At 74.6% G+C, this 14,598-nt stretch carries 12 protein-coding genes; 6 read left to right on the top strand and 6 right to left on the bottom strand.

Annotated features, from left to right (window positions below; all coding sequences use genetic code 11):
- Positions 1-56 precede the first annotated feature (56 nt).
- Entirely contained in the window at positions 57-416 is a 360-nt protein-coding gene (locus ACQP2P_RS37840) for a hemerythrin domain-containing protein (RefSeq protein ID WP_433609269.1), read from the top strand.
- Here ACQP2P_RS37840 and ACQP2P_RS37835 read toward each other — a convergent pair.
- From ACQP2P_RS37835 to ACQP2P_RS37810, 6 genes are read right to left on the bottom strand one after another with little or no spacing between them, the layout of a single operon-like run.
- On the bottom strand, positions 403-1,848 hold the full coding sequence (locus tag ACQP2P_RS37835; protein ID WP_433609267.1) for a phytoene desaturase family protein: 1,446 nt from the start codon (positions 1,846-1,848) through the stop codon (positions 403-405). The two genes, ACQP2P_RS37840 and ACQP2P_RS37835, sit on opposite strands and share 14 nt — an antisense overlap.
- Positions 1,836-2,918: a glycosyltransferase gene (locus tag ACQP2P_RS37830; RefSeq protein WP_433609265.1), complete on the bottom strand. Its 1,083-nt coding sequence runs from the start codon at positions 2,916-2,918 to the stop codon at positions 1,836-1,838. Before ACQP2P_RS37830 ends, ACQP2P_RS37835 begins: the two co-directional genes overlap by 13 nt.
- Positions 2,906-3,637 (bottom strand): carotenoid biosynthesis protein, encoded by a 732-nt coding sequence (locus tag ACQP2P_RS37825; RefSeq protein WP_433609263.1) that lies wholly within the window; start codon positions 3,635-3,637, stop codon positions 2,906-2,908. Before ACQP2P_RS37825 ends, ACQP2P_RS37830 begins: the two co-directional genes overlap by 13 nt.
- Positions 3,634-4,170, bottom strand: coding sequence for a GNAT family N-acetyltransferase (locus ACQP2P_RS37820; protein ID WP_433609261.1), 537 nt, complete (start codon positions 4,168-4,170; stop codon positions 3,634-3,636). Before ACQP2P_RS37820 ends, ACQP2P_RS37825 begins: the two co-directional genes overlap by 4 nt.
- The gene (locus tag ACQP2P_RS37815; protein WP_433619425.1) at positions 4,167-4,763 is read right to left on the bottom strand and encodes a monooxygenase; all 597 of its coding nucleotides are present in this window, start codon (positions 4,761-4,763) and stop codon (positions 4,167-4,169) included. The genes ACQP2P_RS37820 and ACQP2P_RS37815 overlap by 4 nt, the downstream gene beginning before the upstream one ends.
- Before the next feature lie 47 nt (positions 4,764-4,810).
- A complete protein-coding gene (locus tag ACQP2P_RS37810; RefSeq protein ID WP_433609259.1) occupies positions 4,811-5,299 on the bottom strand; it encodes a YbaK/EbsC family protein in 489 nt (162 codons plus the stop codon).
- Positions 5,300-6,563: 1,264 nt separating this feature from the next.
- Between ACQP2P_RS37810 and ACQP2P_RS37805 the strand changes: the two genes are divergently transcribed.
- From ACQP2P_RS37805 to ACQP2P_RS37785, 5 genes are all read left to right on the top strand, one after another.
- On the top strand, positions 6,564-7,088 hold the full coding sequence (locus tag ACQP2P_RS37805) for an SAV_6107 family HEPN domain-containing protein (protein ID WP_433609257.1): 525 nt from the start codon (positions 6,564-6,566) through the stop codon (positions 7,086-7,088).
- A 527-nt stretch (positions 7,089-7,615) separates the two neighbouring features.
- On the top strand, positions 7,616-8,329 hold the full coding sequence (locus tag ACQP2P_RS37800; protein ID WP_433609255.1) for a hypothetical protein: 714 nt from the start codon (positions 7,616-7,618) through the stop codon (positions 8,327-8,329).
- Positions 8,330-8,982: 653 nt separating this feature from the next.
- Positions 8,983-9,747, top strand: a complete 765-nt coding sequence (locus ACQP2P_RS37795; protein WP_433619424.1) for a hypothetical protein — start codon at positions 8,983-8,985, stop codon at positions 9,745-9,747.
- Positions 9,744-11,279: a DNA polymerase Y family protein gene (locus ACQP2P_RS37790; RefSeq protein WP_433609253.1), complete on the top strand. Its 1,536-nt coding sequence runs from the start codon at positions 9,744-9,746 to the stop codon at positions 11,277-11,279. The genes ACQP2P_RS37795 and ACQP2P_RS37790 overlap by 4 nt, the downstream gene beginning before the upstream one ends.
- On the top strand, positions 11,279-14,590 hold the full coding sequence (locus ACQP2P_RS37785; protein ID WP_433609251.1) for an error-prone DNA polymerase: 3,312 nt from the start codon (positions 11,279-11,281) through the stop codon (positions 14,588-14,590). The genes ACQP2P_RS37790 and ACQP2P_RS37785 overlap by 1 nt, the downstream gene beginning before the upstream one ends.
- The last annotated feature ends 8 nt before the right edge of the window (positions 14,591-14,598 follow it).

The following is a 14,598-nucleotide window of genomic DNA, read 5'->3' as shown; positions in this document are numbered from 1 at the left end:
CTCAAGTAGCTTTGTCATCAAAGTAAATTTATCCCCAAAGCGAAGGCGAACCCATCATGACCGATGCGCCGGAGCCGGACCGGGTCCGGGCCGCCCGCGAGCAGCTCGCCGCGATCCACGACATGCTCCGCCGGGACCTCGCCGCGGCCCGGCGCGATCCCCGGGCCCACTGCCTCGCGTTCTGCGCCGCGCTCAGCGGGCACCACGGCAACGAGGACGCCGTGTTCCCGCGCATCGAGCGCGCGTTCCCGCAGGCCGCCCCGATCATCGCGCGGCTGCGCGAGGACCACCGGCGCATCGCGGGCCAGATCGCCGCGGAGCCGGACGCGGCCACGCTGGAGCGCATGGCGGTCGAGCTCGAGGAGCACTTCGCGATCGAGGAGGCGGAGTTGGTACCGCTGATCAGCCGCCTATGAGCCCGGCCACGATCTTCGCCGAGAGCATGACGAGGGGCAGCCCGCCGCCGGGGTGCACGGACCCGCCCACCAGGAACAGGCCCGGCACCGGCGCACGGTTCGGCGGTCGCAGCAGGCCGCCCAGGCCGTGGCTCGCCGTGCCGTAGATCGCGCCGCCGGGGGAGCGCGTCGCCCGCTCCAGGTCGGCCGGGGTGAGCACGTCGCGGAAGAGCAGGCGGTCGCGCACGTCGTACCCCCGCGCGGCCAGCACCCCGAGCACCCGCTCCGCGTAGTCGTCCCCGGCGGCGGCCCAGTCGACGGCGCCCTGCGGGGCCGCGTTCACGAGCACGAACCAGCCCTCGTGGCCGTCCGGGCGCACGAGGGGGTCGTCGGCGGCGGTGACGAAGATCGTCGGGTCCTCGACGGGGCGGGGCGGGGTACCGAAGATCGCGTCGAACTCGGCGTCGTAGTCGCGCGGGAAGAGGACCGTGTGGTGGGCCAGGCCCGGGGTGCGCCCGCGCAGGCCGAGCAGCAGCACGAAGCCGCCCAGGCTGCGCGACTCCAGGCGGCGGGCCAGGCGCGGGCGGGGGAGCAGGTCGCGGTACACGTGCAGCGCGTCGGCATTGGCCACGACGACGTCGGCGGGGACCTCGGTGCCGTCGGCCAGGACCACGCCGGCCGCGCGGGAGCCGGCCACGGCGATCGAGCGGACCGCGGCGCCGGTGACCACCCGCACGCCCCGCTCCAGACAGCGCTCGAGCAGCGCGTCGGCGAGGGTGCCGAGGCCGCCGCGCAGGTACCACCCGCCGAACTCCAGCTCCGCGAACGGGATCGCCAGCAGCGCGGCCGGGGCGCGGCGGGGGTCGGCGCCCGTGTACGTCGCGTAGCGGTCCAGCAGCATCCGCAGCCGCGGGTCGCGCAGGTGCGTGCGGCCCAGCCCGCGCAGCGTGCCCCCGGGCGCGATCGCGGCGAGGTCGCGCAGGCGCCACGCGAGGCCGGCCATCCGCAGCGGGGAGTCCACGGGCGCGGTCAGCACGTGCCGCCAGGACGTCGCCCACACCCGCCCGGCCCGCCGCCACAGCCGCCGCCAGTCCGCCGCCGCGCCAGGCCCGAACGCCGCCGCGATCCGCTCGGCGAACGCGTCCCCGGCGGCCGAGTCGAGCGTGGAGCCGTCCGGGAAGTGGTGGCGCACGATCGGGTCGAGCGGCACCAGGTCCAGCCCGCCGCCGCCCGTCGAGGCGAAGAGCTCGGCCGCGACCTGGGGCAGCGTGAACAGGCTCGGCCCGGTGTCGAAGCGGAACGTCCCGGCCGCGGTCTCGCGCACGTGCCGCCCCAGCTTGCCGCCGACCGTCTCCGCCTGCTCGAACACGGTCACCCGATGCCCGGCCGCGCCCAGCCGCGCCGCGACGGCCAGCCCGCCGACCCCGGCCCCCACCACCACTACGGTTGCCACGTCGGACGGCCCTTCCACGTCGTGCGGCCGCGGCGCGCGAACGAGCGCACCACCAGCCAGGCGAACAGCAGCACCGACACCGGGTGGGCGAGGGCGTCGGGCAGCGCGCGGCCGCCGGTCGCCCGGGCGCTCACCACGCGGCCGGCGACGCCCAGGCCGTACGCGAGCAGCCCCCACCACTGTCCGAACAGGACGGACGCGGGCGCCACGACGTAGAGCGCCAGCAGCAGCGCCAGCACCGCCGCCGCGCCCGCCGGCGAGCCGAAGGAGGCCCACAGCGACTTCGCATAGCCTTCGGCGAGCGCGTTCCAGGAGTCGTACATCCGGCAGCGCGCCAGCCCCGATCCGTCCGCGAGCGCGATCCTCCCGCCGGCCCGCTTGACCGCCCGCGCGAGCTCGATGTCCTCCAGCACCTTGTCCCGCACCGCCGCGTGGCCGCCCGCGCGCACGTACGCGTCCCGGCGCACGACGAGGAACTGCCCGCCGGCCGCGGCCAGCGACGGGCGGGGCGAGCGCTCCATGGCCCGCAGCGGCAGGAACGTCAGCCAGGACCACTGCAGCAGCGGCTGGACGAGGCGCTCGCCCGCGGTGCCCGCCTCGATCCGCGGGTACGGGCTGAGCAGGTCCACATCGGACTGTCGCAGCAGGACGGTCGCGCGGTCGGCGGCGTCCGGGGCGAGCACGACGTCGGCGTCGAGGAAGACCAGCACCGTCGCGTCACCGGCGGCGTCGGCGAGCTGCTGGCACGCGTGCGGCTTGCCCAGCCAGCCCGGCGGCAGCGGGCGCCCGGCCAGCAGCGTCACCCGGTCCCCGGCCACGCGCCGCACCAGCTCCGCCGTGCCGTCGGACGAGCCGTCGTCGAGGACCAGCAGCCGTACCGCGGGCGGCAGTTCCAGCAGCGCACGCAGGCACGGCTCCACCCGCCCGGCCTCGTCACGCAGCGGCAGGAGCACCGCCACGGAATCCGCCGCCGGGTCCACTGTGGAACCCGGCCGGCGCAGGAGGCGGGCGTTCACCAGGGTGTGCACCAGCAGCGCGAGCAGTGCCGCGCAGGCGATCAGGAGCGCCACAGCCGCACCGCCAGCGGGATCGCGACGAGCCCCATGCCCAGGGCTCCCCAGGCCGCCGACGCGGGGAGCCCGAGGAAGACCGCGTGGGCGAGGATGCTCGAGGCGTACGTCCAGAGGTACATCGCGTACATGGGCGCGTCGTTGCCGGGCTTCGCGGCCGCCGCGGCGTGCAGCAGGGCCATGAGCGCGACGGCCACGAGCAGCCAGCCGAGGTAGTTGGTGAGCGGGATGCCCGCCACGCCGGGGAGCGCGGGGGAGTCCGTGTGCCACAGCCAGTACCGTTGCCGGACCATCTGGGGATCGAGGAACAGGTCCCAGGCCGCGAGCCCGAGGCCGGCCACGGCGATCCGGGCACCGGCGTGCGCGGTCAACCGCCCCGCGGCGACCCACGCGGGCCACGCCATCCACGTCCACGCCAGCGGGATGACCAGCGGCACGCCGAGCAGCCGCGGGCCGAGCGCGCCGGTGTAGTCGTAGTCGCCGAACGGGTAGCCGGTCGAGCGCCCGATCGCCTCGACGAGGAACCCGCCGCCGGTCGTCACGAGCACCAGGGCGCCGGCGGTGCGCGGGCCGCGGGTCACCCACGCGTGCGCGACCGACACGACGTAGCCGAGCACGACGGTGGCGACCACGAGCGCGGTGCGGGCGGGGCCGCCGGTCAGCGGGTATGCGATCTCCGCGAGCACGAGGGCCCCGAACAGCGCCCAGACCGGCCTCACAGCGGCAGCCGGCGGCCCAGCACGGCGAAGGGACGGTCGTCACCCGGGAAGTTGAAGTGGCGCAGGACGTCGACGAAGCCGAAGCGGCGGTACAGCCGCCACGCCCGCGAGGTGTCCTCGGGCGCCTCCGGGGTGGACAGCAGCACGGTCTGGTGCGCCGCGCGCTGGAGCAGGTCGTGCAGCTGGCGGGCGCCGATGCCGTGGCCCTGCGCGTGCGGGCGGACGTGCAGCTCGACCAGCTCGAAGCAGTCGGTCAGCCAGAACTTGCGGGCGTCGCGGCGCAGCGCGTTGCGCACCTGGTCGTGCCACCACTGGCCGCTGGTGCCGCGGTAGCCGTAGCCGAAGCCGAGCAGGCTGCCGTCGTCGTCGAGCGTGGCGACCGCCTCGAACGAGTCCCGGCGGGTGTGCCCGGCGACGTAGCCGCGGCGGGTCTGCAGCAGCTGCACGGAATACCCCATCGCCTCCCCGTAGACGGCGATGACGTCGTCGAGCCGCTCGACCAGGTCCTCACCTCGCCACCGCACGAGCCTCACTGGACGTCCCTCCACCCGATCACCTCTCGGTCGCCGTCGATGCCGAGCACGCGGAACCGGGCGAACAACTCCTCCGCATACCATCCCAGCTCCGCCGTGCGCGTCACGACCGCGGCGTGCTCGGGCCGACGGTACGCGAACCGCACGACGTCCGCCGCGGAGCGCCAGACGCTCATCGTGCCCTGGAATCCTACGGGGGCCTCGCCGAAGCCGAAGGCGCAGTGGAGCCCTTCGGCCCCGTCGACGGCGATCCCTTCGATGGACCTCCAGAACGTTCTCGCGAGCCGGGGCCGCAGCCGCGCCCGTGTGAGCACCGCGACCGGTCCGTCGCCCTTGCCGGCCCGCACCGGCGTGAACGGGGACCTTCCGGACCACGTCCCGCGGGCGGCGATCGGCTCCAGCGTCAGGGTGCAGCTCGTGGTCGCGCCGCGCATCGGCGGTACCGTCGCCGCGTCCCCGGCCACCAGAGCGGCCCAGCGGGTCAGGTCGGCCGAGCCCACCCCGAACTCGCTGCCCCGGCCGGTGCCGAGCAGCTTCGCGAACTCGGCCGTGCGCCGGACCCGCCGCCGATCGAACGCCATGGACCAGAACATCGCCGGGATCGCGCGCTTCGGCACCCGCCACACGTGCAGCCGGACGGTCACGCCACCTCGGCGGCGGTACCGCTGGTGATGCGCACCAGCTCCGCATATGTGATCGGGAAGACCGCCTGGGGGATGCCGCCCGCGGCCCAGACCTCGCCGTACTGCCCGAGATCCACGTCCACCAGCGTGCGCAGCGGCTTGGGGTGGCCCAGCGGCGACACCCCGCCGATGACCTGGCCCGTGCTGACGCGCACGAAGTCCGGCTCGGCGCGCTTGAGCTTGGCGACGCCGAGCAGCGCGGCGACCTTGGCCGTGTCGACCCGGTGCGCGCCCGACGTGAGCACGAGCAGCGGCTCCCCGTCGGCGTTGAAGATCAGCGAGTTGGCGATCTGGCCGACCTCGATGCCGAGCGCGGCGGCGGCCGCGGCGGCGGTGTGGACCGGCTCGGTGAGCACCTTGACCTGGCACGGGTGGCCGGACTGGTCGCGGGCCCCGGCGGCGTCGAGCGCGTCCTGGATCGCCTGGACGTTGGGATGAGGCTGCATGGCTTCTATCTTGCCCTGCCTGCCTCGGCCTTCTGCTCTTTGGTTTTCGGGGCGTGGCCCTTGCCCGGTGCCGATCCTGGTCTTTCGTTGGGTGCCGACCCTGTGCTCCGTTCGGCGTCGGCCTTGTCCTCTTGCTCGGCGCCGGCCTTGTCCTCTGTTCGGCGGCCGGCTCTGTGCTCCTGTTTGGTTGCCGACTCTGTGCTCCGTTTGGTTCCGATATGTCGGCCGCTTCGCGGCCGAAGCCGCCGACATATCGGATTTATGCGGCGCTGGGCGACATGTCCGTTACTGCGGCTCCGGCCGGCTTTTTTGTCGTACCCCGCCGCTATGGTGCGGATATGACGGTGGGGGCGCGGTGGATGCGGGCCCAGCTGCTGTCCGGGCCACCCGCGGAGGGCGTGCTGGCCGCGGTCGAGCGGCTGGTGGGCGTGCGGGCGCAGTCCTGGCCCGCGGGCTGCCTCGCCGTGCGGGCCCGGACCCGGGGCATGACGCGTGACTTCGCCCAGCCGTGCTCGCATTCGGGCTCTGACCCTGGCGTTGGCCTCGGCCGGGAGGTTCATGGCCTCGTCGGGCCGGCGTCGCGCTCGGGCTCTGGCCTCGTCGGGCCGGCGTCGCGCTCGGGCTCTGGCCTCGTCGGGCCGGCGTCGCGCTCGGGCGCTGGCCTTGGCTTCCGTGCTGGCGTCCGGTCGCAGGGATGATCACCCGAACGGATGTTCGAAAAACCTGGCCCAACCACTGCCGCGCACGAACCCCGCGGTGTACTCTAAACCCATCGAACGAGTGTTCGAACTGCTTCGGGAAAGCGATTCGCGGCGCTGATCCCGAGCGCGGTCCGCGACACCGCGGAGGCCGGATTTTCGCGGGTCCGGCCTCAGGCGGGGCCGCCGTTCGCCGCCCACGACCCCCGGGCGGCGGACGGCGACCCAGCCGGTCGGGTGTGGTGTGGGGAAGCTCCATGCCCGACCGGCACGCCGTCGCAGTCGCGGACCGGCACCCGCTCGACCTACAACTTCATCCGTTTCCAAGTTCCATCCGTTCCCCGGGCTCCACTGCTCCACCCCGATCCCGCGGCGTGACTAAAAGCCGGCTCCGGCCGACTCCCGCGCACCCGCGGCCGAGGCTCCGAAGCTTTCGCCCGACCGGCGGGAGCTGATCCACACCGCCAGGCGGTCGCGACTCCCCCCGCGACGGCCCGGCATGCGCACCACGCGCACCCACAGGCGCAGGCACGACCCTGCCGACGCACCACCGAGGGAGAGCACCGATGCCGACGAACCGATCGACCAGCTCGTCCAACATCAGTCGTTTCCCGGGCCCCCCCTCGACCGCGGGGCCGGACGGCGGTGCGTCCCGCCGGCAGCTCCCGGTCCCCGCGCACGCGCTTCCCCACCGCACCCCGCGCGAGCTGCTCACCATGGCCCGCCACGGCCTGGAAGAGGCCGCCGAGATCCGCGCCGACGGCATGCGTTACGCGACCGCCCACCTGGCCGCCCTGCGCGCGGCCGCCGCGGTCCTGGCCGCCCGAGCCGTCCCCGCCGCCCCCGGCCGCCGCAGCCGAGTGACCAGCGTCTGGTCCCTGCTGGTCCTGGTTGCCCCGGAGCTGAGCGAGTGGTCCGCATTCTTCGCCTCGACCGCGAGCAAGCGCTCCGCGGCCGAGGCCGGCATCCCGCGCGTGGTCACCGCCCGCGAGGCCGACGACCTGATGCGCTCCGCGGAGCAGTTCATCGCCGTCGTCGAGGTCGCCCTCGGCTACTCATACCAGCCGAGGCTCGAAGGCCTGGCCAGCTGACCCGCCACCCCACCAAGCCCGTGCCCGCCACCACCAGCCGCCCGCGCTCATCGCCACCCGAGCCCCCGGCCCCACCCGGCACTCCGGCCCCGTCGGACCAGACCGCGGCCGGCGCTGGCTCACGCCCGGTCACGACGAGCGCGTCAAGCCCTTCGACCCGCACGCCCGTCAGCTCCGCGCCCCCCGCCCATTCCGCGGCACGCGCCCGCTCCTCAGCTCCCGCCTATCCCGCGGCACCTGCCCGCTCGTCAACGCCCTCCCGCTCGTCAGCGCCCTCCCACTCTTCAGCGCCCTCCCACTCCTCGGCTCTCGTCGCGCCGGAGCGCACCGACCTGGCGCCACGCCGTTCGGTGAGCAGCGCCGGGCCGCGCTCAAGCGCGAGGAGCGCGCCGGGCTCGTCGGTGCCTGGACAGGCTGCGCGATCGGTTACGGCCGTCTTCTCGCGCTCCGCCTCGGCGCCGGACGACCCGGACCCGGGCGCGCCCGCGTCCTCGCCCTCCAAACCTGCGGCGCGCCCACCCGCGCCCGTGTCGCTGTTCGTGCCCGTCGCGGGCGGCGAAGTATCCGTCGTCGCGCCTCGGGCTGTTCCCGCGGTCGAGTTCAAGCCGCCGATCGAGTTCGAGTCCGGCTCCGAATACGACGGTCGCGTGGCCGTGGCCGAGATCGTCGAGGCCGCGCAACCGTTCAGCGCCGCCGTGTACGGGGTCCAGCCGGTCGCCGTGTCCGGGGGCGTTGCTGACGTGTCCGGGGTTCGGCCGCTCGGTGCCGCCGCGTCCGAGCGCGGTGCCAGGTTGCCCGGACTCCAGTCGGCCGGCGTGCGTGCTCTTGCCGTGTCCGGAGTTCAGCCGGCCGGCGCGTCCGAGGGTGCCGTGTCCGGGGCGCGGTCGGCCGGCGCGGGTGCTGGTGCCGTGTCCGGGGTGCGGTCGGCCGGCGTGGGCCCGGGTGCTCTTGCCGTGTCCGGAGTTCAGCCGGCCGGCGCGTCCGAGGGTGCTGGTGCCGTGTCCGGGGTGCGGTCGGCCGGCGTAGGCGGGCGTGTTGTTGCCGTGGGCGGGACTCCGGCGACCGACGTTGCCGTGTCCGAGCCTGCGTTTGCGTCGATGGCCCCCACCGTCGAGTACGCGCCGTTCGCGGCCCCCTCGGGGGGATCGGTCTCGGTGTGGTTCGTTCCGCCCGGGGCCGCGTGGCCCGGGTTCCTCACCGCGCCGCCGGGCGAGTCCGCCGGCGGCGAGCGTGAGGACTGAGCGGTCGCTCGTCGCCAGGTGGCGTAGCGAGCTGAGGGCGATTTGCCCATATTTATGCAGACTTATCTTCCGGGGTTTCGCCGGGAGGCCGGGTAGCACAACAGGTGGGGGAGCAAGGAGCCGTGGCTGGCACATCGGCTTCGGTGGTCGCCGAGTTCGAGGGCGGAGCGTACGACGACGTGCGCCCCGGCGATGACGACTGGTCCACGATCAGTGTCGTCGGGGGCCGGGCCGCTCGGCGCCTCGATCGTTCGGCGGCCGCGGACTCCGAGGGCGGGCCGGAGCCCGGCGGTGCGCTGGGGGAGGCCCGGGCCTTCGTGCGCGGGCTGGCCGCCCGGAACAAGGGCGGCGCCACGGTCACGGCCATCGGCGCGGCGACATCCGCCGGACCGGCGGCCGGAGAGCGCCGAAGTGTCGAGGGTCCCGTAAGGCGGAGCGGCGCGGAGACCGTCGGAGAGCGCCGGAGTGTCGAGGGTCCCGTAAGGCGGAGCGGCGCGGAGACCGTCGGAGAGCGCCGAGGTGTCGAGGGTTCCGCAAGGCGGAGCGGCGCGGAGGCCGCCGCAGAGCGCCGGAGTGTCGAGGGTTCCGCAAGGCGGAGCGGCGCGGAGACCGCCGCAGAGCGCCGGAGCGCCGAGAGCGCAAAGAGCGTTGGGCTGCAGGTCGTGCAGGTCACGGGGCTGGGCGGCGTGGTGCGCACGGCCGGTGAGCGCGACGCCGGGATCCTCGCCGGCGCGAAGACGCTGCCCGTGCTCGCCGGGCTGCGAGACCTCCTCCCCGGCGGCGGGCTGCGCCGTGGAGCGACCGTGGCCGTGCACACCTCCTCCGTGCTGCTCGCCCTGCTCGCGGCGGCCTCGAAGAACGGGTCCTGGTGTGCGGTCGTCGGGCTGCCGGCGCTCAGCCCGGTAGCGGCCGCCGAGATGGGGATCGCGCTCGAGCGGCTCGCGCTCGTGCCGCATCCCGGCACCGAGTGGACCACCATCGTGGCCGCGCTGCTCGACGGGTTCGACATCGTCGTCGCGGCGCCGCCGGGGCCGATCGCGCCCGTCGTGGCCTCGCGGCTGGCGGCCCGGGCCCGGCAGCGGGGCAGCGTGCTCATGCCCGCCGGGTCGTGGGCGGGGGCCGACCTGGTCCTCGCGCCGATTCGCCGGGCCTGGGCCGGGCTCGGGGCCGGGCGTGGGCGCCTGCGGGCCCGGGAGCTCACCATTCAGGCCCGGGGGCGCGGGTCCGCCGCCGCGCCGCGCGAGGTCACGCTGCGGCTCCCCGAGATCTCGGGTGTGCTGCCGGCGGTGGCCGGGCCGGCGGAGAGCGGGCCGGCGGTGGCCGGGCCCGGGAGCGATGCGGTGCAGGGCGGCCCGCTGCGGGGGCGCGGGTCCGGGAGCGACGCGGTGCAGGACGGCCCGCTGCGCAGGGTGGGGTGACGAGGACCGTGCGGACGATTGTGATCTGGTGCCCCGACTGGCCGATCGTGGCGGCCGAGATCGTGGACGGCTACCCGGCCCAGGAGCCCGTCGCCGTCCTGCACGCGAACCGGGTGCTCGTCGCGTCCCCGGCCGCGCGGGAGGAGGGCGTGAAGCGCGGGCTGCGCAAGCGCGAGGCCCAGGGGCGCTGCCCCCACCTGATCGTGCTGGAGCACGACCCCGGCCGCGACATGGTCGCGTTCGAGCCCGTCCTCGCGGCCGTCGAGGGCATCGCGGCCGGGGTCGAGGCGCTGCGGCCGGGGGCGTGCGCGCTGGCCGCTCGCGGGCCCGCGCGGTACTACGGCGGCGAGGCGGCCGCGGCCGAGCGGATCGTCGAGCAGATCGCGCAGCAGTGCGGCGTCGAGGCGCAGGCCGGCATCGCCGAGGGCACGTTCGCGGCGGGGCTGGCCGCGCGGGCGGGGGTCCTGGTGCCGGACGGCGGGACCGCGGACTTCCTGGCGGGGCTGAGCATCGCGGCGATCGGGCGGCCCAACCTCGTCGACCTGCTCCGGCGGCTCGGCATCCACACGCTCGGGGAGTTCGCGGCGCTGCCGGGGGCCGACGTGCTGGACCGGTTCGGGTTCGACGCGGCGCTCGCGCACCGGCTGGCCGGCGGGCGCGACGAGCGGCCCCTCGCCCCGCGCCGCACGCCGCCCGATCTCGGCGTGAGCGAGGCGTTCGACGAGCCGATCGAGCGCGTCGACGCGGCCGCGTTCGCCGCCCGGGGGCTCGCCGAGCGGCTGCACGACCGGCTCGCCTCGCACGGGCTGGCCTGCACCCGCCTGGCGATCGAGGCGACCACGGAGACCGGCGAGGAGTTGGTGCGCACCTGGCGCCACGACGGCCTGCTGAGCGTGAACGCCGTCGCCGACCGCCTGCGCTGGCAGCTGGAGGGGTGGGTCCGGCGCGAGCAAAGCGGACAAGATAAACGCATCGTAAAAATCAGACTCGTTCCCGAAGGGGTGGTCGAGCACCTCGGGCTGCAGCCCGGACTCTGGGGCGAGGCCGGCGAGGAGCGCGACCGGGCGCACCGGGCGATGAGCCGCGTCCAGGGACTCCTCGGCCCCGACGCGGTGCTCACCGCCGTGCTCGACGGCGGCCGCGCCGACAAGAGCCGCATCCGCCTCGTGGCCTGGGGCGACGAGCGGGTCGCGCGGGGCGCCGAGGCCCCGTGGCCGGGCCGCGTCCCGGGCCCGAGCCCCGCGACCGTCTACCCCGAGCCCATCCCCGCCGAGGTCCTCGACGAGCACCACCAGCGGGTCCAGGTGAGCGGCCGCCTGGACCTGAGCAATCCGCCCAGATACGCGAAGATCGCCGACGACCCGGCGGTCGAGATCAAGGCCTGGGCCGGCCCCTGGCCGATCGACGAGCGCTGGTGGGACGAGGAGGAGGCCACGAGGGCGGCCCGCTTCCAGCTCCTGCTGGAGGACGAGCGCGCCTACCTGGCGGTGCTGCAGAACGGGTCCTGGTTCATGGAAGCGCTGTACGACTGATGGGCTTCAACAACCCCGACATCCCGTGGAAGCGGCTCGAGCAGAGCATGAGCTGGGAGTCGCCCGGCCCGGACTACCACCCGGACGTGCTGGCGGCCGACGGCGGCGACGGCCCGGCATGGTCCCGCAAGCGCCCGGAGTATCAGAAACCAGACATCAACTACCAGGAATCGACCGTCCCGTACGCCGAGCTGCACTGCCACAGCAACTTCAGCTTCCTCGACGGCGCGAGCCACCCCGAGGACCTGGCCGAGACCGCCGCGCGCCTGGGGCTGGAGACGCTCGCGATCACCGACCACGACGGCTTCTACGGCGTCGTGCGCTTCGCCGAGGCCGCCCGGGCGCTCGGGCTGCGCACGGTGTTCGGCGCGGAGCTCTCCCTCGGCCTGCCCGGCCCGCAGAACGGCGAGCCCGACCCGCTCGGCCGGCACCTGCTGCTGCTCGCCCGGGGCCCCGAGGGCTACGCCCGGCTCTCCCGCGTGCTCAGCGAGGCGCACCTGCGCGGCGGCGAGAAGGGCCGCCCGGTGTACGACCTGGAGCAGACGGCCGCCGCCCTGCGCGACCACGTCGTGCTGCTCACCGGCTGCCGCAAGGGCCCGGTGCCCGCGGCCCTGCTCGAACACGGCCCGGACGCGGCCCGCAAGGAGCTCGACAGGCTCACCGCGCTCTTCGGCCCGGAGTCGGTGCTCGTCGAGCTGACCTCGCACGGCGACCCCCTGGACGACGAACGCAACGACGCCCTGGCGGGCCTGAACCCCGGCCTCACGACCATCGCCACCAACAACGTCCACTACGCCCAGCCCCGGCAGCGCAGGCTCGCCACCGCGCTGGCCGCGGTCCGGGCCCGCCGCAGCCTCGACGAGATCGACGGCTGGCTCCCGGCCGCCGGCTCGGCCTACCTGCGCTCCGGCGAGGAGATGGCCCGCCGGTTCGCCGCCTTCCCCGATGCCGTGCCGAACGCGGCGAGACTCGGCCGCGAGCTCGCCTTCGACCTGCAGCTGGTGGCCCCGAACCTGCCCGCCTACCCGGTGCCCCGGCCCGGCGTGAGCGAGATGGAGTGGCTGCGGCACCTCACGGCGGAGGGGGCGAAGGAGCGGTACCCCGGCAACCAGAAGGCCCACGAACAGCTCGAGCACGAGCTGGCGCTGATCGAGGAGCTGGATTTTCCGGGGTACTTCCTGGTGGTCCACGACATCGTCACCTTCTGCCGCGACAACGGCATCTACTGCCAGGGCCGGGGCTCGGCGGCCAACTCCGCGGTCTGCTACGCGCTCAAGATCACCAATGTCGACGCGGTGCGCTGGGGGCTGCTGTTCGAGCGCTTCCTGTCACCGGAGCGCGACGGGCCGCCGGACATCGACATCGACATCGAGTCCGACCGGCGCGAGGAGGTCATCCAGCACGTCTACGGCAAGTACGGGCGCACGTTCACGGCCCAGGTCGCCAACGTCATCTCGTACCGCCCGAAGTCCGCCGTCCGCGACATGGCCAAGGCGTTCGGCCACTCGCCGGGGCAGCAGGACGCGTGGAGCAAACAGGTCGAGCGCTGGGGCGCCATGAACGCCGGGGAGATGGAGGAGATTCCCAAGCCCGTCGTGGACTTCGCCAACGAGCTGCTCACGTTCCCGCGGCACCTCGGCATCCACTCCGGCGGCATGGTCATCTGCGACCGGCCCGTGATCGAGGTGTGCCCGGTCGAGCACGCCCGCATGGAGAACCGGACCGTCCTGCAGTGGGACAAGGACGACTGCGCGGCCGTCGGGCTGGTCAAGTTCGACCTGCTGGGCCTGGGCATGCTCTCGGCGCTGCGGTACGCCTTCGAGATGATCGACTCCGAGCTGGACATCGCGCACATGCCCCTGGACGACCCCGAGGTGTACGACATGCTCTGCCGCGCCGACTCCGTGGGCGTGTTCCAGGTGGAGAGCCGGGCCCAGATGGCGACCCTGCCGCGGCTCAAGCCCCGCGAGTTCTACGACCTGGTCGTCGAGGTCGCGCTGATCAGACCGGGTCCGATCCAGGGCGGCTCCGTGCACCCGTACATCCGCCGCAAGAACGGCCAGGAGGAGATCACCTATCCGCACGAGCTGCTCAAGCCCTCGCTGCGTAAGACCCTCGGCGTGCCGCTGTTCCAGGAGCAGCTCATGCAGATGGCCATCGACGTCGCCGGGTTCACCCCCGCCGAGTCCGACGAGCTGCGCCGGGCCATGGGCTCGAAGCGCTCGATGGAGCGGATGGGCGCGATCCGCGACCGGCTCTTCGCCGGCATGGCCCGCAACGGCATCACCGGCCCCCTGGCCGTGGAGCTGTTCGACAAGCTGGCCGCGTTCGCCAACTACGGCTTCCCGGAGAGCCACGCGATGAGCTTCGCCTACCTGGTCTACGCGAGCGCGTGGCTCAAGCGATATCACCCGGCCGCGTTCTGCGCCGCGCTGCTCAACGCCCAGCCGATGGGCTTCTACTCGCCGCAGTCCCTGGTCGACGACGCCCGCCGGCACGGGGTGGAGGTGCGCCGGCCCGACATCAACGCGAGCGCCGCGGCGGCGACGCTGGAGGGGGAGCACCTGGACGAGATCCCGGACGCCCCGCGCGACTGGGGCCGCGGCGGCCCCGCCGTCCGGCTCGGCTTCAAGTCCGTGCGCACGCTGGGCGACGCGGTGGCCGAGCGCATCGCGGCGGTCCGGGCGGAGGGCGGCCCCTACACCTCGCTGACCGACGTCGCGCGGCGGGCCGGCCTGTCGGCGGTACACCTGGAGGCACTGGCGACCGCGGACGCCTTCGCGAGCCTCGGGCTCACCCGGCGCGAGGCGCTGTGGGCGGCCGGCGCCGCGGCCCGCGAGACGGCGAACCGGCTGCCCGGCACGGTCGGCGGCCAGCACGCCCCGATGCTGCCCGGGATGGACGCGGTCGAGCGGATGGTCGCCGACGTGTGGGCGACCGGCCTGGCCCCGGACGCGCACCCGGCCCAGTTCGCCCGCCCCTACCTCGACACCATCGGCGCCGTCCCGGTCGAGGCCCTGCACGGGGTCTCGGCCGGGCGCCGGGTGTCGGTCGGCGGGATCGTCACCCACCGCCAGCGCCCGGCCACGGCGGGCGGGGTCACGTTCATCAACCTCGAGGACGAGACCGGGATGCTGAACGTGACCTGCACGCCGGGGCTTTGGCAGCGGTACCGCAAGGTCGCGCGAACGGCGAACGCGATGGTGATCCGCGGGGTGCTCGAGAAGGCCGAGGGCGTGCTCAACCTGCGGGCCGATCACCTGGCGGTGCTGAGCCTGCCGATCCGCTCCTCGAGCCGCGACTTCCGCTGAGTCCCGCG

It is taken from the genome of Dactylosporangium sp. CA-139114, from assembly GCF_050955725.1.
Taxonomy (GTDB): domain Bacteria; phylum Actinomycetota; class Actinomycetes; order Mycobacteriales; family Micromonosporaceae; genus Dactylosporangium.
This window is presented reverse-complemented; position numbering and strand designations above follow the sequence as displayed.

What these genes read in the sequence shown, in the direction of transcription:
- ACQP2P_RS37840 (WP_433609269.1), top strand. Translation starts at nt 57, where the DNA reads ATGACCGATGCGCCGGAGCCGGACCGGGTCCGGGCCGCCCGCGAGCAG.
- ACQP2P_RS37815 (WP_433619425.1), bottom strand. Translation starts at nt 4,763, where the DNA reads ATGTTCTGGTCCATGGCGTTCGATCGGCGGCGGGTCCGGCGCACGGCC.
- ACQP2P_RS37810 (WP_433609259.1), bottom strand. Translation starts at nt 5,299, where the DNA reads ATGCAGCCTCATCCCAACGTCCAGGCGATCCAGGACGCGCTCGACGCC.
- ACQP2P_RS37805 (WP_433609257.1), top strand. Translation starts at nt 6,564, where the DNA reads ATGCCGACGAACCGATCGACCAGCTCGTCCAACATCAGTCGTTTCCCG.
- ACQP2P_RS37785 (WP_433609251.1), top strand. Translation starts at nt 11,279, where the DNA reads ATGGGCTTCAACAACCCCGACATCCCGTGGAAGCGGCTCGAGCAGAGC.